19 protein-coding genes are annotated in these 19,812 nt (G+C 69.9%); 10 read left to right on the forward strand and 9 right to left on the reverse strand.

The window, feature by feature from the left end; all coding sequences use genetic code 11:
• Positions 1–144: 144 nt before the first annotated feature.
• The 9 genes from epmA to AC06E6_RS06115 form a co-directional block, all read right to left on the reverse strand.
• Complete coding sequence (epmA, locus tag AC06E6_RS06075; protein ID WP_478060596.1) at positions 145–1,089, reverse strand: EF-P lysine aminoacylase EpmA; 945 nt, start codon at positions 1,087–1,089, stop codon at positions 145–147.
• Positions 1,086–1,562 (reverse strand): GNAT family N-acetyltransferase, encoded by a 477-nt coding sequence (locus AC06E6_RS06080; protein ID WP_161614073.1) that lies wholly within the window; start codon positions 1,560–1,562, stop codon positions 1,086–1,088. Before AC06E6_RS06080 ends, epmA begins: the two co-directional genes overlap by 4 nt.
• Positions 1,559–4,039, reverse strand: coding sequence for an NAD-dependent DNA ligase LigA (gene ligA / locus AC06E6_RS06085; protein ID WP_240211963.1), 2,481 nt, complete (start codon positions 4,037–4,039; stop codon positions 1,559–1,561). The genes AC06E6_RS06080 and ligA overlap by 4 nt, the downstream gene beginning before the upstream one ends.
• 107 nt (positions 4,040–4,146) lie before the next feature.
• Positions 4,147–4,881: a cell division protein ZipA gene (gene zipA / locus AC06E6_RS06090; protein ID WP_161614071.1), complete on the reverse strand. Its 735-nt coding sequence runs from the start codon at positions 4,879–4,881 to the stop codon at positions 4,147–4,149.
• A 46-nt stretch (positions 4,882–4,927) separates the two neighbouring features.
• On the reverse strand, positions 4,928–8,431 hold the full coding sequence (gene smc / locus AC06E6_RS06095) for a chromosome segregation protein SMC (protein ID WP_240211962.1): 3,504 nt from the start codon (positions 8,429–8,431) through the stop codon (positions 4,928–4,930).
• Between the two features lie 223 nt (positions 8,432–8,654).
• Entirely contained in the window at positions 8,655–9,104 is a 450-nt protein-coding gene (gene rplI / locus AC06E6_RS06100; RefSeq protein ID WP_104939041.1) for a 50S ribosomal protein L9, read from the reverse strand.
• Positions 9,105–9,266: 162 nt separating this feature from the next.
• On the reverse strand, positions 9,267–9,497 hold the full coding sequence (gene rpsR / locus AC06E6_RS06105; RefSeq protein WP_054666474.1) for a 30S ribosomal protein S18: 231 nt from the start codon (positions 9,495–9,497) through the stop codon (positions 9,267–9,269).
• Between the two features lie 11 nt (positions 9,498–9,508).
• The gene (gene rpsF, locus AC06E6_RS06110; protein WP_104939042.1) at positions 9,509–9,940 is read right to left on the reverse strand and encodes a 30S ribosomal protein S6; all 432 of its coding nucleotides are present in this window, start codon (positions 9,938–9,940) and stop codon (positions 9,509–9,511) included.
• Positions 9,941–10,190: 250 nt separating this feature from the next.
• Complete coding sequence (locus tag AC06E6_RS06115; RefSeq protein ID WP_104939043.1) at positions 10,191–10,529, reverse strand: HesB/IscA family protein; 339 nt, start codon at positions 10,527–10,529, stop codon at positions 10,191–10,193.
• A 145-nt stretch (positions 10,530–10,674) separates the two neighbouring features.
• Here AC06E6_RS06115 and asnS point away from each other — a divergent pair, with 145 nt between their 5' ends.
• The 10 genes from asnS to AC06E6_RS06165 all read left to right on the forward strand — a co-directional run bounded on the left by asnS (position 10,675) and on the right by AC06E6_RS06165 (position 19,771).
• Positions 10,675–12,069 (forward strand): asparagine--tRNA ligase, encoded by a 1,395-nt coding sequence (asnS, locus tag AC06E6_RS06120; protein ID WP_161614068.1) that lies wholly within the window; start codon positions 10,675–10,677, stop codon positions 12,067–12,069.
• A gap of 109 nt (positions 12,070–12,178) precedes the next feature.
• Positions 12,179–12,484 carry a hypothetical protein gene (locus tag AC06E6_RS06125; RefSeq protein ID WP_240211961.1) on the forward strand — a complete coding sequence of 102 codons (306 nt, stop codon included), beginning with the start codon at positions 12,179–12,181 and terminating at the stop codon, positions 12,482–12,484.
• Positions 12,481–12,795, forward strand: coding sequence for a hypothetical protein (locus AC06E6_RS06130; protein ID WP_240211960.1), 315 nt, complete (start codon positions 12,481–12,483; stop codon positions 12,793–12,795). Before AC06E6_RS06125 ends, AC06E6_RS06130 begins: the two co-directional genes overlap by 4 nt.
• A 7-nt stretch (positions 12,796–12,802) precedes the next feature.
• Positions 12,803–13,513 carry an FMN-binding negative transcriptional regulator gene (locus tag AC06E6_RS06135; protein ID WP_240211959.1) on the forward strand — a complete coding sequence of 237 codons (711 nt, stop codon included), beginning with the start codon at positions 12,803–12,805 and terminating at the stop codon, positions 13,511–13,513.
• A 67-nt stretch (positions 13,514–13,580) separates the two neighbouring features.
• Complete coding sequence (gene can / locus AC06E6_RS06140) at positions 13,581–14,243, forward strand: carbonate dehydratase (protein ID WP_104939048.1); 663 nt, start codon at positions 13,581–13,583, stop codon at positions 14,241–14,243.
• Positions 14,244–14,259: 16 nt separating this feature from the next.
• Complete coding sequence (locus AC06E6_RS06145; protein WP_161614065.1) at positions 14,260–14,778, forward strand: 3-hydroxyanthranilate 3,4-dioxygenase; 519 nt, start codon at positions 14,260–14,262, stop codon at positions 14,776–14,778.
• A gap of 115 nt (positions 14,779–14,893) precedes the next feature.
• Complete coding sequence (gene kynU / locus AC06E6_RS06150; RefSeq protein WP_104939050.1) at positions 14,894–16,168, forward strand: kynureninase; 1,275 nt, start codon at positions 14,894–14,896, stop codon at positions 16,166–16,168.
• An 18-nt stretch (positions 16,169–16,186) separates the two neighbouring features.
• Complete coding sequence (locus tag AC06E6_RS06155; protein ID WP_313231148.1) at positions 16,187–17,560, forward strand: FAD-dependent oxidoreductase; 1,374 nt, start codon at positions 16,187–16,189, stop codon at positions 17,558–17,560.
• Positions 17,561–17,645: 85 nt separating this feature from the next.
• Positions 17,646–19,088, forward strand: coding sequence for an exodeoxyribonuclease I (gene sbcB, locus AC06E6_RS06160; protein WP_240211957.1), 1,443 nt, complete (start codon positions 17,646–17,648; stop codon positions 19,086–19,088).
• The gene (locus AC06E6_RS06165; protein WP_104939053.1) at positions 19,085–19,771 is read left to right on the forward strand and encodes a DUF2461 domain-containing protein; all 687 of its coding nucleotides are present in this window, start codon (positions 19,085–19,087) and stop codon (positions 19,769–19,771) included. Before sbcB ends, AC06E6_RS06165 begins: the two co-directional genes overlap by 4 nt.
• The last annotated feature ends 41 nt before the right edge of the window (positions 19,772–19,812 follow it).

Consider the following 19,812-nt stretch of genomic DNA (forward strand, 5'->3'; position numbering starts at 1 on the left):
ACACACACTGCGCCCGCAGGCGTGATCAGAGCATCATCGGCGGTGCGCAGGCAATACATGCGCGCAGCGGGCACGGCACCGGCAACCGGGCACGCGCGCGTGCAATGCCCGCATGCCGGGGGCGCTGCCGCGCCGGCCGCGCGCTCAGGCGTGGGCGAAATCGAAGGCCAGCACGTCGGCGATGCGGCCGGTTCCGGCCAGCGCCATCAACAGCCGGTCCACGCCCACCGCCACGCCGGCGCAATGCGGCAGGGCCGGCAACGCGGCCAGGAACCGCTCATCCAGCGGCGGCTGCACGTCACCGCGCGCGGCGCGTACCGCCAGGTCGCGCTGGAAGCGCTGGCGCTGCTCCACCGCATCGTTCAGCTCGTGGTAGCCGTTGGCCAGCTCCACCGCGCCCAGGTACAGCTCGAAGCGCTCGGCCAGCGGCGGCTGCCCGGGGCGGATGCGGGCCAGCGCGGCCTGCGTCGCCGGCCAATCGTGGACCACGGTGATGCGGTCGGCGGGAAAGCAAGGCTGGATGCGATGGGTCATCAGCAGGTCCAGCCAGTCGTCGCGGGTGAGGCCGCCGGCAGTGAGGCCGACGCCGGCCAACGGCGCGCGCAGCTGCGCCTCGTCGGCGCTGAACGGGTCCACGCCGAGCGTGCCGACGAACAGTTCGCGGTAGCTCAGTACCTGCAGCGCCGCCTCGCGCCCGACCATCGCCAGCGCCTCGCGCACCAGCGCCACCGTCTCCTCGATCAGGCGATGGTGGTCCCAGCCGACGCGATACCACTCGAGCATGGTGAATTCGGGGTTGTGGCGGCCGCCGGCCTCGCCGTTGCGGAACACCCGGCCGAGCTCATAGCAGTCGCCGACGCCGGCGGCGAGCAGCCGCTTGAGCGGGTACTCGGGCGAGGTGCGCAGCCAGCGCAGCGGCGAGCCGGCGTCGACGTGGCCGCTGAAGCGGGTCTGGAAACCGTCGATGTTCGGCTCGGTGTTGCCGGCCGCGGACAGGATCGGCGTTTCCACCTCCAGCACCCCGCGGCGCGCGAAGAAATCGCGGATCAGCGCGTTCAGGCGCGCGCGCCGCTGCAGCGCCTCGATCACGGATGCAGGCCCGTCGGCGACACCGCCAGCGGCAGGGTCAGGATGTCGCGCTGGTCGTCGCGGTAGCCGGCCGACAGGTACAACGCCCTGGCCCTGGCGTTGTGGTGGTTCACTTCCAGCCGCATCACGCTGGCGCCCTCGACGATCGCCCAGTCGCGCGCCAGCGCCAGCGCCTGCCGCCCCCAGCCGCGGCCCCGCGCGGCGGGGGCCAGGTACAGCTCGTCCAGCAGCACGAAGCGACCGCCCTGCTCCACGCTGAAGCACCAGCCCAGGGTGATGTAGCCGGCCTCGGCCACGTCGTCGCCCTCCAGCAGCAGGGCCGCGCCGCAGGCCGGCTCGGCCAGCAGGGTGCGCAGGCCGGGCTCGACCAGCGCCGCGTCGTAGGCGATCTGGTCCTCGGCATAGAACGCCCGCACCATGGCGAGCAGGCGCGGGAAATCCTCGGGCGTGGCGAGGCGGAAACGCAGGTTCATGGGTGTTGTCCGTGTTCGGTGAGGAAGGCGAGCAGGCGCGGTTCGTCCCACACCTCCACGCCCAGTTCGGTGGCCTTGTCCAGTTTGGAGCCGGCCTCGCTGCCGGCAACCACGAAGGCGGTCTTCTTCGAAACGCTGCCGGCGACCTTGGCGCCCAGCGCTTCCAGACGGGCCTTGGCGGCGTCGCGGGTCAGCGCCGACAGCGTACCGGTCAGCACCACGGTCTGGCCGTCCAGCGGCCCGGCCGGCTGCGCGGCCGCCTCCGGGGCCAGTTCCAGCAGGCGCCGCATCTGCGCCTCGCCCCTGAGCAGCAGCTGCCCGTGGTTGTCGCTGTCCAGCCATTGCGCCAGGCCGTGCGCGGTGTCCTCGGGCAGCCCGGCGGCAAGCAGGTGCTGCGGCTCGGCGTCCAGGATCTGCTGCGCCGACGGCAGCGCCGCCACCAGCTTCTCCGCACGCAGCCGGGTGATGCCCGGTATCTCGGCCTCGACCAGCAGCTGCGCTAGGTCCAGCCCTTCGCGCAGCCGCGGCGACGGCAGGTGGGTATCGCCGATGCGCACCCGCCCGACCTGCAGCAGCGCGTCGATCGCCTGCTGGTTGCCTTCCTGCTCGAAGAAATGGCCCAGCGAGCGCGCCACCTCGCCGCCGATATCGGGCACCCGCTTGAACAGCGGCCACGGCAGCTGGCGGATCAGTTCCAGGTCGCCGAACCACTGCGCCAGCGCCTTGGCGGTGCTCTCGCCGACATGCTCGATGCCCAGCGCGAACAGCAGCCGCTCCAGCGTGGTGGTGCGGCTGGCGTCGATGGCCGCGATCAGGTTGTCGGCCCAGCGGGTGGCGATCTTCTTCGGGTTCCACTCGAAGCGTGCCGGCAATGCCAGGGCCTGCGCGCGCCACCGCGGATCGGTGCCGTCCAGGCGCAGCAGCGCCTTGAGCCACTCGCCGCTGCCCTCGGCCGGCAGGTGCGGGGCGATGCCGTTGGCCAGCGCCGAGGGGTCGGCCGCGTCCAGCGCCAGCTTGAGCAGCAGCAGGGTGTCGCGCTGCAGGCGGTAGAGATCGGCCACGCCGCGCACGATGCCGGCGTCGACCAGGATTTCGATGTACCTGTCGCCGAGCCCGTCGATGTCCATCGCGCGGCGCGAGGCGAAATGGGCGATGGCCTCCTTGCGCTGCGCCGGGCAGCTCAGCTCGCCCGAGCAGCGCCACACCGCCGCGCCCTCCTCGCGCACGATCTCGGCGCCACATACCGGGCACGCCGCCGGCATCGTCCACGGCAGCGCGCCGGGCGGGCGGCGCCCGGGGATGACGCTGACCACTTCGGGGATCACGTCGCCGGCGCGGCGCACGATGACGCTGTCGCCCACGCGCACGTCCAGCCGCGCGATCTGGTCGGCGTTGTGCAGGGTGGCGTTGGTGACGGTCACCCCGGCCACCTGCACCGGCTGCAGGCGCGCCACCGGCGTGGCCGCGCCGGTGCGGCCGATCTGGATCTCGATCGCCTCGACCGTGGTGGTCTGCTCCTGCGCCGGAAATTTGTGGGCGATGGCCCAGCGCGGCGCGCGGGCGACGAAGCCCATCTCGCGCTGGCCGTCGCGGTCGTCGAGCTTGTAGACCACGCCGTCGATGTCGAATGCCAGCCCGTCGCGGCGCGCGCCGATGTCGCGGTAGTAGTCCAGCAGTCCATCGACACCCTCGACCACCCGGCACAGGTCGCTCACCGGGAAGCCCCACTGCGCCAGCCGCGCCAGCGTCGCCGAATGGGTGGGCGGCAGCTCGCCGCCCTCGACCTCGCCGGTGCCGTAGGCATAGAAACTCAGCGGCCGCTGCGCGCTCACCCGCGGATCGAGCTGGCGCAGCGAGCCGGCGGCGCCGTTGCGCGGGTTGGCCAGCACCTTGCCGCCGTGCAGCCGCGCCTGCTCGTTGTATTTCTCGAAATCGGCGCGCGGCATGTAGACCTCGCCTCGCACCTCCAGCACCGCCGGCCAGCCCGCGCCTTCGAGCCGGGCCGGGATCACCTTGATCTGGCGCAGGTTGGCGGTGACGTCCTCGCCGCGGCTGCCGTCGCCGCGGGTCGCGCCCTGCACGAACACGCCGTCCTCGTAGCGCAGGCTGATCGCCAGGCCATCAAGCTTGGGCTCGGCCGAGAACAGCAGCGTGCGGCGCTGCAGGCGCTCGTCGATGCGGCGCACGAAGTCGCGCACTTCCTCGTCGCTGAAGGCATTGCCCAGCGACAGCATCGGCATTGCGTGCACCACCTCGGGAAAGCGCGAGGACGGCCTGCCGCCGATCTGGTGGGTCGGGGAATCGGCGCTGTCCAGCTGCGGATGGGCCGCCTCCAGCGCTTCCAGTTCGCGCAGCAGCCGGTCGTAATCGGCATCGGGAATCAGCTGCTCGTCATGCTCGTGGTAGGCCTGCGCGGCCGTGGCCAGCTGCTGGCGGAGTTCGGCGATGCGGCGGCGGGCGGTGGCTTCGGAAGTCATGCCCGGATTTTACCCGCGCACGGGTGCATGCAACGCGTGTGGCCGGCCGCGCAAACAGCAAGGGGCGCCGCATGCGACGCCCCCTTGCCGTGGTCAGCGCGGCGCGCTCACCAGCGCGGCGGCTTGGTCAGCGGTGGCGCCTGGTGCTGGCGGTCGTAGGCGCGCAGTTCGTCGCGGATGTGGGCGATGCGCTGGCGCCCCAGCGCGTTGCGGCTGTCGTCCAGGACCACGCCGTCCAGCAGCTCGGCCATACGCTGCACGGTGGGCAGCATCTTTTCCCAGGCGTCGAGCGCGGTCATCGGCGCCGGCAGGGTCAGGAAGAAGGCGATGGCCGGGGTTTCCATCTCGCGGATGTGGGCCATGTCGAAACTGCCCGGCTTCATGATGCTGGCCATGCTGAAGATCGGCCCGCGCTCGGGGTGGCCTTCGACCATGCGGTGGAACACGTTCATGTAGCCGAACACCAGCCCGGTCTTTTCGGCGGCGACCACGATGTCCTCGCCGCGCAGCGACAACCCGGCGCGCGCGGCCACGTACAGCGAGACGATCTTGTCGAAATCCTGGGTCGCGCGCTTGCCCAGTTCGCTGCCCGGCGCGTCCACGTCCGGCAGCCCCAGCTCCTGCTGGGCGGCCTCCTGGCCCGCCTCGGGCACGGCGACCGCGTCGGCGCCCTCCTCGCCTGCCGCCAGCACCGGCTCACGCCGCGGCCGCTCGCCACTTTCGGCCGGTTCGCGGCGCTTGCCCTGCGCCGGCTTCCGCGGCCGCCCGAACAGGAGGATCGCCGCGATCAGCAGCAGCCCGGCGGCAAGGATGCCGATACGCAACAGTGCCGTGTCGGACATTCGATAGGTTCTCCGGCTGGTTCGTTCAGGTAACTAGCATGGCACGTCAGGCCGCGCCCGCCAAACGCGCCGCTTCCTCCAGGTCCACGCTGACTAGGCGGCTGACGCCCGGCTCGCGCATGGTGACGCCGGAGAGCTGGTGCGCGGCCTCCATCGTCGCCTTGTTGTGGCTGACGAACAGGAACTGCACCTTCTCGCTCATTTCCTTGACCATGTTGGCCAGGCGGCCGACGTTGGCCTCGTCCAGCGGCGCGTCCACCTCGTCCAGCAGGCAGAACGGCGCCGGGTTGAGCTGGAAGATGGCGAACACCAGCGCCACCGCGGTCATCGCCTTCTCGCCACCGGACAGCAGCGAAATGCTGGACACGCGCTTGCCGGGCGGGCGCGCCATGATGGTCACGCCGGTATCGAGCAGGTCCTCGCCGGTCAGCTCCAGGTAGGCGTGGCCACCGCCGAACAGGCGCGGATACAGCGCCTGCACGCCGGCGTTGACGCGGTCGAAGGTGTCCTTGAAGCGGCCGCGGGTCTCGCGGTCGATCTTGCGGATCGCCTCTTCCAGCGTCTCCAGCGCGGTGGTCAGGTCCACGTGCTGCGATTCCAGGTACTCCGAGCGCTGCGAGGCCTCGCCGTACTCGTGGATGGCGGCCAGGTTGACCGGCTCCAACCGGCGCATGCGCGCGTCGATCTGCTGCACCGCCTGCTCCCATTCGCCGATGCGCGCGTCCTCCGGCAGGGCGTTGACCACGTCCTCCAGCACGAAGCCGGCCTTCTCCACCGCCGCCTGCAGCTGCTCGGCGCTGAGCACCAGCGCCTGCTGGTCGAGCTTTCGCTGGGAAATGCGCTCGCGCTGCGCCAGCGCCTGTTCGTCGCGCTGGTGGCGGGTCTGCTCCAGCGTGCGCAGTTCGGCGTCGATGCCGTCCAGCTGCGCGCGCGCCTCGGCCAGCACCCGGTCCACGCGCACGCGCTCGGCCAGCGCGTTCTGGTGTTCGGCCTCCAGCGCCTGCACCGGCGTGTCGCCCTGGTCCAGCTGCGAATGCAGCTCGCCCAGGCGCGAGTCCAGCTGTCCGCGCTGGGTGCTCATGCGCTCGAGCGACTGCGACAGCGAGGCGATCTGCGCGCGTTGTGACTCCAGCGTCAGCGCCAGCGCATGCATGCTGTCGCGCACGTTGCGCGCGGCGTCGCGGGCCAGGTCGCGGGCCTCGGTCAGCTGGCGGCGTTCGCCCTCCAGCGCCTGCCGCGTGGTTTCCAGGTCGCCCATGCTGGAAACCGCGTCCTCCAGCCGCACGCGCGCCTCGCCAGCCTGCTCGCGGCTGGCGTCCAGCGCTTCCAGCAGCTGCGCAAGCTCGGTCTCGATGCGCTCGATGCGGGTGCGCGCCGACTCCAGCCGGCCGCGCTGGCTCTGCACCTGCCCGGCCAGTTCGGACGCACTGCGATGCGCCTGGTACAACGCCCGCTGCGCTTCCTCGCGCTGCTGCTCGGCGGCCAGCAGCTGCTCGCGGAACGCGCCGAGCTGGCGTTCGAGCCCGCCCTCGCGCTCCTGCAGTTCCTCGATCTGCCCGCGCAGGGTGACGATCTCGCGCTCGCGCAGCAGCGCGCCCTGCTTGGCCGCCCCCTGCCGCGACACCCGCACCCAGCCCTCGCCCAGGCGCTCGCCATTGCGGGTGATGACCGAGTCGCCCTCGCCCAGGCGTTGCTGCAGCGCGCGCGCCGCGGCCAGGTCCTCGGCGCCATGCAGGCGCGCCAGCAGGCGGCGGATCGCCAGTGGCCCCTGCACCCGCGCGGCCAGCGAGGTCGGCGCGAAATCCGCATCGCCCGCGGCATCAGCCACCAGCGCGATGCGGCCCTCGCCCAGCTCGCCCAGTGCATCGACCAGTGCTTCGGGCGCATCGACCAGCACGCCTTCGATCAACTGGCCCAACGCGCTTTCCACCGCGTTTTCCCAGCCGCTCTCGACGGTGATGCGCTCGCCCACGCGCGCGGCCGAATCCAACCCCTGCGCCTTCAGCCAGGCCACCGCCGCGCCCTGCTCCTGGCCGAGCGCGGCCTGCTGCAGGGTTTCCAGCGAAGACAGGCGGCCGCGCGCGGCCTGCGCCTGCTTGCGCACCTCGGCCAGTTCGGCCTGGCTGGCGCGCTGCCGTTCCTGCAGTGCCGCCGCGCTTTCCCTGCGCAGCTCTACCTGCTCGTTCAGCTCATCGAGCACGGTGGCCTGCGATTCGTGCTGCAGCTGCAGCTGCTCGAACGCCTCGGCCAGGGCCTCGACGTCGAGCCCGGCGCGCTCGGCCAGCAGCGCTTCGCGGCGGCGATCGGCTTCCAGTATCTGCCGGTCGAGGTAATCGACACGGGTGCGCTCCACCTCGCCCGAGCGGGTGGCCTCGGAGGTGTTGCGGTTGTGCGCTTCCCAGCGCTGCTGCCAGTCGTGCAGCGCGGCCTCGGCTTCGCGCAGTCCTTCCTGGCGGAATTCGTTCTCTTCCTGCAGCTGCTCCAGCTGCGGCTCGGCGTTCTCCACCGCCTCGCGCAGCACCGCCAGCCGGGCTTCGTCGCCACTGATGTGCTGGCCCAGCTCGGCCAAGGCCTGGCGGGTCTCGTCGCGCGCCTTGTGCAGGCGCTGCGCCATCTCGCGCTGGTGCTGGATCTGCTGTTCCAGCCGCGCCAGGGTGCTGCCGACCTGGTAGACGTCGGCCTGCGCCCGGGACAGGGTTTCGGCGGCCTCCTCGCGGCGCACGCGCCCGGTCTCGATCCGGCTCTCGGCTTCGCGCTGCTCGGCCACCAGCTGCTGCAGCCGGGTCTCCTCGCGCGCCAGCGCTTCACGCAGCCCGCCCAGGCGGCCGTCCAGCCCGCGGTATTCCAGCGCCTTCCATTCGGCGTCCTTGACCCGGCGCTCTTCCTGCAGCGCCTGGTACTGCTCGGCCTGGCGCGCCTGCCGGCGCAGGTGTTCGAGCTGCTTGCCGATCTCCTCGCGCAGGTCGTTCAGGCGGTCCAGGTTCTCGCGGGTGTGGCGGATGCGGGTCTCGGTTTCCTTGCGGCGTTCCTTGTACTTGGAGATGCCGGCGGCCTCTTCCAGATACACGCGCAGGTCTTCCGGGCGCGCCTCGATGATCTGGCTGATCATGCCCTGCTCGATGATCGAGTAACTGCGCGGGCCCAGGCCGGTACCGAGGAACAGGTCGGTGATGTCGCGGCGCCGGCACTTGGTGCCGTTGAGGTAGTAGTTGCTGCTGCCGTCGCGGCTGACCGTGCGCTTGACCGAGATCTCGTTGAACGAGGCGTATTCGCCGGCGATGGTGTGGTCGGTGTTGTCGAAGATCAGCTCGACCGTGGCCTGCGACACCGGCTTGCGCCCAGCCGAGCCGGAGAAAATCACGTCGGTCAGCGAGTCACCACGCAGGCGGCTGGCCGAGCTCTCGCCCATCACCCAGCGCACCGCGTCGATGATGTTGGACTTGCCGCAGCCGTTGGGCCCGACCACGCCGGTCATGTTGGTCGGCAGGTGCAGCGTCGTGGGATCGACGAACGACTTGAAACCGGAGAGCTTGATCGTGGATAGACGCATGGGGCAGGCAAGGTTCCAGTGCCGGGCCGGGGGGCGGCACCGTGGGTTCTGCGGGGAATCGGGGCTTGGGAACAGCAGTCTGCGGGGAGTATAAGCCCCTCTTCCACCGTGGCGCGGGGCCCGGGCAGCCCGGGGCCGGCCGCGGCCGGGCCGCGCGCGACCGGACAAAAAAAGAACGGGCGCCTTGCGGCGCCCGTTCCGGGTACAACGTGAACCGCAGGGATCAGGCGTCGGCTTCGACGATGACCTTGACGGTGGCTTCCACGTCGGCGTGCAGCTTGATCAGCACGTCGTACTCGCCGACGGCACGGAAAGCGCCCTCGCCGAGGATGACTTCGCTCTTCTCCAGCGGCAGGCCGGCGGCGGTGAAGGCCTCGGCGATGTCGCGCGGGCCGACCGAGCCGTACAGCTTGCCTTCGGTCGAGGCATGCGCACCGATGGTGACGCTGGCGTCGGCGAACTTGGCGGCGCGGGCTTCGGCTTCGTCATGCGACGCCTTGGCCTTGGCTTCGTACTCGGCGCGCTTGGCTTCGAAGGCGGCAACGTTGGCTTCGGTGGCCGGCACGGCCTTGCCGTGCGGCACCAGGAAGTTGCGGCCGTAGCCCGGCTTCACGTCGACCAGGTCGCCCAGGTTGCCCAGGTTGGTCACCTTCTGCAGCAGAATCAGCTTCATTTTTCTTGCTCCGTTATTCGTTAGCGATGCCCCGCAGGACACCGCAACGCTTGCTGTCCGAATGGACGGGTGGGGTCAGGAGTGAGTCAAGAGGAGTGAGAAGCGAGAGAAAACATCTCACTCCTCACTTCTACGGCGCATGCGCCGCACTCACTTCTGCACTCAGACGTCGTGGTTGTCCGTGTACGGGATCAGCGCCAGGAAACGGGCGCGCTTGACCGCCGTGGACAGCTGACGCTGGTACTTGGACTTGGTGCCGGTGACGCGGCTCGGCACGATCTTGCCGTTCTCGGTCAGGTACTGGCGCAGGGTGTTGAGATCCTTGTAGTCGATCTCCTTCACACCTTCAGCCGTGAACTTGCAGAACTTGCGGCGACGGAAGAACTTGGACATGAGCTGACTCCTTATTCGGCAGAGGCGGCGTCGTCGCCGGCTTCTTCATTGTTGGAATTGGCAGCTTCTTCGTCGTCACGACGACGGCGCTCGCCACGCTCGGGCTTGTCGCCCTTCTCATCCTTGCTCTTCATGATCAGCGACTGCTCGGTCTCGGCCTCGTCACGCTTGATGACCAGGTTGCGCAGCACGGCGTCGTTGAAACGGAAGCTTTCGGTCAGTTCGTTCATCACCGACTGGTCGGCTTCGATGTTCATCAGAACATAGTGGGCCTTGACCAGGTTCTGGATCGGGTAAGCCAGCTGGCGGCGGCCCCAGTCTTCCAGGCGGTGGATCTTGCCGTTGCCGCCCTCGACCAGCGCCTTGTAGCGCTCGACCATGGCCGGGACCTGTTCGCTCTGGTCCGGGTGGACCAGGAACACGACTTCGTAATGACGACTCATGTTTTTCTACCTTTCGGATGTAGCCCTCTCGGGCCGGACAGCCCCCCGCCGTTGAGACCGCGGTGGGGCAAGGACTCCCGCCCCGGAAGGCAGGAAGCCGCGCATTATGGCGCAGATGGGGTGGCCGGGCAATCGAGCGGCCACCGGACAACCTGAACCGGGTGCCGCCCGGCCCTGCCCGCCTGACCATGGACATGCCCGGGCCGCGGCCGGCAGCCGCCTGGACCCGGCAACCGGAGGGAACGCCGGATCAGGCCTTGTCGGCGTCGGTGGTGAAGCTCTCGCCGCACCCGCACTCGGCGGTGGCGTTCGGATTCCTGAACAAAAAGGTCTCGCTCAGGCCCTGCTTGCCGTAATCGATCTCGGTGCCGTCCACCAGGGCCAGGCTCTCGGCGTCGACGAAGATGCGCACGCCGTCCTGCTCGAACACCGTGTCGTCCTCGCGCTGCTCACGGGCCAGGTCGGTGGTATGGCCCCAGCCCGAACAGCCGGTGCGGGTCACGCCGAAACGCAGGCCCAGCGCGCCGGGGGTCTGCGCGACGAAGCGCTGCACGCGGGCAAAGGCGACAGGGGTGAGGTGGATGGCCATGGGCAAGCGACTCCGGGGATTGCGGGGCAATTATAGGAAAACCCGGCTGTACCGGCCCCGGATGGCGGATCCCTCGCCTGTCCGGCCGCGCAGCCGCTAGAATTCCGCGTTCATAGATCGAGTCGATCAGCAGAGGATTCAAGTCATGACGGTGGTCAGCGTTGCGCACGCCCTGGCCGGGAAGATCCCGGAAGGCGGAGAAGTCACGGTTCGCGGTTGGGTTCGCACGGTCCGTGCCTCCAACGGGCTGGCCTTCGTCAATGTCAGCGACGGCTCCGGCTTCGCCCCGATCCAGGTCGTGGCCACCGACGCGCTGGCCAACTTCGACGACATCAAGCGCCTGACCCCGGGCTGCTCGGTCATCGCCACCGGCAAGCTGGTCAAGTCGCAGGGCAAGGGCCAGAGCTTCGAGATCCAGGGCGAAAACCTGGAGATCGTCGGCTGGGTCGAGGACCCGCTGACCTACCCGATCCAGCCCAAGCCGATGTCACCGGAGTTCCTGCGCGAAGTGGCGCACCTGCGCCCGCGCACCAACCTGTTCGGCGCGGTCACCCGCATCCGTGACTGCCTGGCCAAGGCCGTGCACCGCTACTTCCACGAGAACGGCTACTACTGGATCAGCACGCCGATCATCACCACCTCCGACGCCGAGGGCGCCGGGCAGATGTTCCGCGTCTCGACCCTGGACCTGGCCAACCTGCCGCGCGGCGAGAACGGCGGCATCGATTTCAGCCGCGACTTCTTCGGCAAGGAAACCTTCCTGACCGTGTCCGGCCAGCTCAACGTCGAGGCCTACTGCCTGGCGCTGAGCAAGGTCTACACCTTCGGCCCGACCTTCCGCGCCGAGAACAGCCACACCACCCGCCACCTGGCCGAATTCTGGATGGTGGAGCCGGAGATCGCCTTTGCCGACCTGGCCGAGGACGCGCGCGTGGCCGAGGACTTCCTGAAGTACCTGTTCCGCGCGGTGCTCGACGAGCGCGCCGACGACATGGCCTTCATCGCCGAGCGCGTGCAGAAGGACGCCATCACCCGCCTGGAGACGTTCGTCAACGCGCCGTTCGAGCGCATCGAGTACACCGATGCGGTCAGCCTGCTGCAGAAGTCGGGCAGGAAGTTCGACTACCCGGTCGAGTGGGGCCTGGACCTGCAGACCGAGCACGAGCGCTGGCTGACCGAGGAGCATGTCGGCCGCCCGGTGGTGGTGACCAACTACCCCGAGCACATCAAGGCCTTCTACATGCGCCTGAACGACGACGGCAGGACCGTCGCGGCGATGGACGTGCTGGCCCCGGGCATCGGCGAGATCATCGGCGGCAGCCAGCGCGAGGAGCGCCTGGACATCCTCGACGCGCGCATGGCGCAGTTCGGCCTGGATCCGGAGCACTACCAGTGGTACCGCGATTTCCGCCGCTACGGCTCGGTGCCGCACGCCGGCTTCGGCCTGGGCTTCGAGCGGCTGGTGGTCTACGTCTGCGGCCTGTCCAACATCCGCGATGCGATCCCCTACCCGCGCGCGCCGGGCTCGGCGGAATTCTGAGGAGCAGAAGTGAGGAAACAGAAGTGAGAAGAGAGAAAAAAGCAGACCTCCCGGCAGTGGGCAGCAGCCGCTGTTTCTCACTTCTCACTCCTTTTCACTCACTCCTGCCATGACGCTCTTCCTCGCCCTGTGCTTCGTCGGCGTGGCCATCGCCGGCTTCAGCGCGTTCCTGATCTTCTGGCCGCTCACCTTGGTGCATGTCCGTGACCGCCACCCGGCGGTCGCCGCCGGCTTCGGCGATTTCGCCTTCCTCGACGGCAAGGCACTGCGCTGGCTGGTCGGCGGCGCCTACCGCGCGCTCGACGACCGCGCGCTCAGCGGCCTGGCCACCCCGGCGCGGATCGCGATGTGGGTGATCTGGGCCGGGCTGGGCATGGCCGGACTGCTTTGGCTCTATTCCCTGGGACTGAAATGAACGACATCGACACCTGCACCGACCAGTGGTGGCTGGCCAGCCTCGGCACCACCCTGGTATGGGCGCGCCTGCGCGTGCGCCCGGCCGGCACCGCCGAGGTGCTGGACAGCGACGGCAATACCCTGAGCTACGACAGCGAGGACACCGCGCGCGCGCAACTGTTCGACGCCGAGTTCGTCGCCTGGGACGGGCTGGACGAGGAGGACGCGCTGGCGCGCGGCTTCTCGCTGCACGAAGTGCAGCCACCGCAGGCCGGCAGCGACGCCGAGCTGCGCGGACGCATGGTGCAGTCGCTGGGCGGGCGCGCCTGAGCGGCCGATGTTCACCCCACGCGCCTTCGCCGAGCATGATCTGGTCTGGCTGGACCGCCTGCTGGAGCGCGATCCGTTCGTCACCGTGCTGACCACCGGCGCCGACGGCCTGCCCGAACTGACCCGATTGCCGGTACTGTACCGGCGCGACGGCGAACGCATCGAACTGCTAGGCCACTGGGCCCGGGCGAACCCGCAGGCGCGCCATGCCGGCGCGGCCAAGGTGCTGGTCGATGGCCCGCACGGCTACGTGTCGGCGAGCTGGTATCCGGACAACGCCGTCGGGAACGGCGCTGGACAGCCGCAGGCTGGCCCGGAGGGCGCATCCCTTGGACGGGGTGCGCACCAGGAAGCGGCCGCGCGCGTGCCGACCTGGAACTACGCCAGCGCCGAACTGCGCGGACGCCTGCAACCCTTCGACGGCGAGGACGCGCTGGCCGCACTGGTCGGCGCGCTCAGCGCGCGCTTCGAGGCCGGCGTCGGCCAGGAGTGGCGCTTCGCACCGGAGCGCGACGAACAGCGCCGCCAGCTGCGCGGCATCGTCGGCTTCCGCTTCCAGGTCGAGCAGGTCCAGATCAAGCTGAAACTGAGCCAGAACCAACCGGACGCCAACCAGCAGGCGGTGATCTCCGCGCTGGAACGGCTGCCAGGCCCCGCTTCCCGGGAGCTGGCGCAGTGGATGCGCCGCTACCGCGAACAGGCCGCCGCGGGCCACTGAACGCCCCGTTTCCCGACGACGCGGCCACCGCCGCGCCTTCCACCCCTCAACGTCAGGAACACCCGAAATGAAAGACATCCGCAAGCTGCTGCAGAACAACCGCGAATGGGCCGACCGCATCGCCCGCGAGGATCCCGATTTCTTCCAGCAGCTGTCCAAGCAGCAGCACCCCGAATACCTGTGGATCGGCTGCTCCGACTCGCGCGTGCCGGCCAACCAGATCATCGGCATGGCGCCGGGCGAGGTATTCGTGCACCGCAACGTGGCCAACGTGGTGGCGCACAGCGACCTGAACTGCCTGAGCGTGGTCCAGTACGCGGTGGACCAGCTGAAGGTGAAGCACATCCTGATCGTCGGCCACTACGGCTGCGGCGGCGTGCATGCCTGCCTGCACAACACCCGCGTCGGCTTGGCCGACAACTGGCTGCGCCATGTCGGTGACGTGGTGCAGAAGCACGCGGCGATCCTGGACGCGATCGAGGACGACGAGCTCAGGCATGCGCGCCTGTGCGAGCTGAACGTGATCGAGCAGGTCGCCAACCTGTGCCGCTCGACCATCGTCCAGGATGCCTGGGCCCGCGGCCAGAAGCTGATGGTGCACGGCTGGGTCTACAGCCTGAAGGACGGACGCGTCAGCGAGATGGGCATCGACGTGGGCGCGGCCGAAGACCTCAAGCAGGCCTACGAAAACGCCCTGGCCTTCGTACCGCGCCAGGGCCGGCGCGACTGAGCCACAGGAACCGACCATGCTCGCCGCGCCGATCAACCTGCACGCCTGGATCGAGGACAACCGCCACCTGCTCAAGCCACCGGTGGGCAACCGGATGATCGACAACGGCGACTTCATCGTCATGGTGGTCGGCGGCCCCAACGCGCGCACCGACTTTCACTACGACGAAGGCCCGGAGTGGTTCTACCAGCTCGAGGGCGAGATGGTGCTGAAGGTGCAGGAAGACGGCCGGGTGCGCGACATCCCGATCCGTGCCGGCGAGATCTTCCTGCTGCCGCCACGGGTGCCGCATTCGCCGCGGCGCCCGCCCGGCGGCATCGGCCTGGTGGTCGAGCGCAAGCGCCTGCCGCACGAGCTCGACGGCGTGGCCTGGCACTGCGAGCACTGCAACCACAAGCTGTACGAGGAGTTCTTCCACCTGGGCAACATCGAAACCGACCTGCCCAAGGTGTTCGACCGCTTCCACTCCTCGCTGGCGCATCGCACCTGCGCGGCCTGCGGCACGGTGCATCCGCTGCCGGCCGCGCAGGACTGAGCCGCGCCCGGCAGCCACCACGACCAGGCGCGGGCGCCTGGCCGCGGCCCCGGTGGCAACCGCGTGCCGCGAGCGGGCGGTACACTGCGGGCACGTTTTCAATGCACGCGCCCCGATGAACGAACGCCTGTCCCCGGCCCATGCCACTGCGCTCGATGCCGCCGATCCGCTGCGCCACCTGCGTGGCCAGTTCCTGTTCCCGCAGCACCAGGGCGCCGACCAGGCCTACTTCGTCGGCAATTCGCTCGGCCTGCAGCCGCGCGGCGCACAGGCGATGGTGCAGGAGGTCATGGACCTGTGGGCGCGCATCGCCGTCGAGGGCCACTTCACCGGCCCGACCCACTGGATGAACTACCACCGCCTGGTGCGCGACCAGCTGGCCCGCGTGGTCGGCGCGCAGCCGCTGGAAGTGGTGGCCATGAACACGCTGAGCGTGAACCTGCACCTGATGATGGTCAGCTTCTACCGGCCTACCCGCGAGCGCCCGGCGATCCTGATGGAAGCCGGCGCGTTCCCCACCGACCGCCACGCGGTCGAGGCGCAGATCCGCTTCCACGGTTTCGACCCGGCCACCGACCTGATCGAAGTCCGCCCGGACGAAGCCGATGGCACGCTGTCGATGGCCGCGATCGAGCAGGCGATGGCCGAGCATGGCCGGCGCGTGGCGCTGGTGCTGTGGCCCGGCGTGCAGTACCGCACCGGGCAGGCATTCGACCTGGAGGCGATTACCCGGCTGGCACGCGCGCATGGCGCCAACATCGGCTTCGACCTCGCGCACTCGGTCGGCAACGTGCCGCTGGCGCTGCATGAGGTCGCCCCCGATTTCGCGGTGTGGTGCCACTACAAGTACCTCAATGGCGGCCCGGGCGCGGTCGCCGGCTGCTTCGTGCATGAACGCCACGCCCACGACACCACGCTGCCGCGCTTCGCCGGCTGGTGGGGCCACGAGCAGGCCACGCGCTTCCGCATGGCGCCGGAGTTCGTGCCCGAAGCCGGTGCCGAAGGCTGGCAGCTGAGCAACCCGCCGGTGCTCGGCCTGGCGCCGCTGCGCGCGTCGCTGGAGCTGTTCGACCAGGCCGGCATGCAGGCGCTGCGGGCCAAGTCGCTGCGCCTGACCGGCTACCTGGAGACCCTGGTCCGCGCGCGCCTGCCCAACGTGCTGCAGATCATCACCCCCGCCGAGCCGGCGCGGCGCGGCTGCCAGCTGTCGCTGCGCGTGGCCGGCGGGCGCGAACAGGGACGCTCGCTGTTCGAATACCTGCAGTCGGTCGGCGTGCTCGGCGACTGGCGCGAACCCGACGTGATCCGCATTTCCCCGACCCCGATGTACAACCGCTACCGCGACGTGCTGCGCTTCGTCGAGGAAGTGGAGGCATGGGCCGGCCCCTGATTCCCCGGAAACAATGACTTGAACGCTTCCCCCCCGCGTCACCTGACCCTGATCGGCGCCGGCCTGGCCGGCTCCCTGCTGGCGATCCTGCTCTCGCGCCGCGGCTGGCGCGTCACCGTCTACGAACGCCGCGGCGATCCGCGGGTGGCCGACTATGAAAGTGGCCGGTCGATCAACCTGGCGCTGGCCGAGCGCGGGCGCAACGCGCTGCGCCGCGCCGGCGTGGAGGACGCGGTGATGGCGCGCACGGTGATGATGCGCGGGCGCATGGTGCATCCGCGCGACGGCGCCCCGCCGCAACTGCAGCGCTACGGCCGCGACGACAGCGAAGTGATCTGGTCGGTGCACCGCAAGGACCTCAACGTCACCCTACTGCAGCTGGCCGAGGACGCCGGCGCACGCTTCCATTTCCACCATCGCCTGCACACGGTGGACTTCGATGCCGGCTATGCGCGCTTCATCGACGACCGCGACGACAGCCCGCACGACATCCACTTCGACACTCCGCTGGTCGGTGCCGACGGCGCCGGTTCGGCGCTGCGCGCGGCGATGAACCGCAAGTCGCCGCTGGGCGAACGCACCGAGTTCCTGGACCACTCCTACAAGGAGCTGGAGATCCCGCCCGGGGCCGATGGCAGCTTCCAGATCGAGGCCAACGCCCTGCACATCTGGCCGCGCGGCCGCTACATGTGCATTGCCCTGCCCAACGACGAAGGCACCTTCACCGTCACCCTGTTCCTGCCCAATGAAGGCGACCCCGGGTTTTCCAGCGTGCGCAGCGGCGCCGAGGCCGAGGCGCTGTTCGCGCGCGAGTTCGCCGATGCGCTGCCGCTGATCCCGCACCTGCGCCGCGACTGGGAGCAGCACCCACCGGGCCTGCTCGGCACCCTGTACCTGGAACGCTGGCACCTCGGCGGCAAGGCGGTGCTGCTGGGCGACGCCGCGCACGCGATGGTGCCGTTCCACGGCCAGGGCATGAACTGCGCCTTCGAGGACTGCGTGGCGCTGGCCGAGCTGCTGGAAACGCACCCGGACAGCGCCCGGGCGTTCGCCGCGTTCGAGGCCGAGCGCAAGCCCAACGCCGCGGCGATCCAGCAGATGGCGCTGGACAACTACCTGGAGATGCGCGACCGCGTCGCCGATCCGGCTTTCCTGCTGCAGCGCGAGCTGGAACAGGAACTGCAGCGGCGCTGGCCCACGCGCTTCGTGCCGCATTACACCATGGTGACCTTCCTGCACACGCCCTACGCGCTGGCGCTGGAACGCACCCGGCTGCAGCAGCGGATCCTGGCCGAGGCCACCGCCGGCCATGCCAGCCTGGCCGGCATCGACTGGTCCGCGCTGGAAAAGACCATCCACGCGCAGTTGCCGGTGCTGGAGGGCGCGCACTGATGATCCCTGCCCCGCAGCGCCGCATTCGCCAGGGGACGCCACCGCCGCCACGCCCGGCGGGCGCGGCAGCCCGACGGTAAGCCCCATGCCCGAGACCTTCCTGTTCTACGACCTCGAAACCTTCGGCCAGGACCCGCGCCGCACCCGCATCGCGCAGTTCGCCGCGGTGCGTACCGACGCGCAGCTGCAGGTGGTGGAGGAACCGGCGAGCTTCTTCGTCAGGCCGGCCGACGACCTGCTGCCCTCGCCGGTCGCCACCCTGATCACCGGCATCACCCCGCAGCGTGCATTGGCCGAGGGCGTGAGCGAGGCCGAGGCATTCGCGCGCATCAACGAACTGATGGCGCGCCCGCAGACCTGCACGCTGGGCTACAACACCCTGCGCTTCGACGACGAGTTCGTCCGCCACGGCCTGTTCCGCAACTTCTTCGACCCCTATGAGCGCGAGTGGCGCGGCGGCAATTCGCGCTGGGACCTGCTGGACATGCTGCGGCTGGTACACGCGCTGCGCCCCGACGGCATCCACTGGCCACGGCGCGAGGACGGCGCCACCTCGTTCAAGCTGGAACATCTGGCGCTGGCCAACGGCGTGCGCCAGGGCGATGCGCACGAGGCGCTGTCCGACGTGTACGCCACCATCGGCATGGCCCGCGCGTTCCGCCGCGCGCAGCCGCGCATGTGGGACTACGCGCTGAAGCTGCGCGACAAGCGCTTCGTCGCCGGCCTGCTGGACGTGGTGGCGATGCAGCCGGCGCTGCACATCTCGATGCGCTACCCCGCCAGCCGCCTGTGCGCGGCGCCGGTGCTGCCGCTGGCCACCCACCCGCACATCGGCAACCGGGTGATCGTGTTCGACCTGGACGCCGATCCGCAGATGCTGCTCGACCTGTCGGTGGAGGAGATCACGCAGCGGCTGTACACCCGCACCGCCGACCTGCCCGAGGGCCAGCAGCGCATTCCGCTCAAGGAAGTGCACCTGAACAAGGTGCCGGCACTGGTGGCCTGGAACCACCTGCGCGCGCCCGATTTCGAGCGGCTGGGCATCGACCCGGCGGCGACCGAGGTGCGCGCCGCGCAGCTGCGCGCGCATGGCCCGGCGCTGGCCGAGAAGGTGCGCCGGGTATTCGCCCGCGAGCGCCCGGCCGAGGGCCCGCCCGATCCCGATGGCGCGCTGTACGACGGCTTCCTGGCCGAGGGTGACCGCGCGCAGCTGGCGCGCGTGCGCGCCTGCCCGCCCGAGGCGCTGGCGCAGATGGCCGCCAGCTTCCGCGACCCGCGCCTGCCGGAGCTGTTGTTCCGCTATCGCGCGCGCAACCACCCGCAGACCCTGGACCCCGGCGAGCGCACGCGCTGGAACCGCTATCGCCGCCAGCGCCTGCTGGACAGCCCCGGGCTCGGCGAACAGACCCTGCCCGATTACTTCGCGCAGGTGCTTACCCTGCGCACCGAACACCACGACAACCCCGCCGCGCTGGCCCTGCTCGATGCACTGGACCAGTGGGGCCAGAACCTGCAGCAATCGCTATGAGCCGATACTTCAGCGACGCCAGTTTCACCTTCCTGCGCGGGCTCGCCCGCCACAACGAGAAGCCGTGGTTCGCCGAGCACAAGCACGAGTACGAGGAGCACGTGCGGCAGCCGTTCCTGCGCCTGATCGCCGACCTGCAGCCGGACCTGGCGCAGGTCAGCACGCATTTCCGCGCCGACCCGCGCACCGTCGGCGGCTCGCTGTTCCGCATCTACCGCGACTCGCGCTTCTCCAGCGACAAGACGCCGTACAAGACCTGGCAGGGGGCGCGCCTGTTCCACGAGCGCCGCAAGCAGGTGCCGGCGCCGTCGTATTACATCCACCTGGCACCGGGCGAGAGCTTCGTGGGTGCCGGCATCTGGCACCCGGAGCCGGATACGCAGCGCCGCATCCGCCAGTTCATCTTCGACAACCCCGGCAGCTGGAGCGCCGCCGCGCACGCGCCGGCCACGCGCCGCCGCTATGCATTCGAGACCAGCGAGAAACTGGTGCGCGCGCCGCGTGGCTTTCCCGCCGATTTCGCGTTCATCGACGACCTCAAGCACCGCAACTGGGTGCTGTGGCGCCCGCTGGACGACACGGTGATGACCGGCCCGCGCCTGCGCCAGACCCTCGCCGCCGACCTCGCCGCGCTGGGGCCGTTCGTCGACTACCTGTGCGCGGCGCTGGACCTGGAGTTCTGACCGCGCACCGGGATTCACGCCACGCCGGTGGATTTGCGGCA

Source organism: Stenotrophomonas sp. Steno-Z10-HUANG (assembly GCF_056393075.1).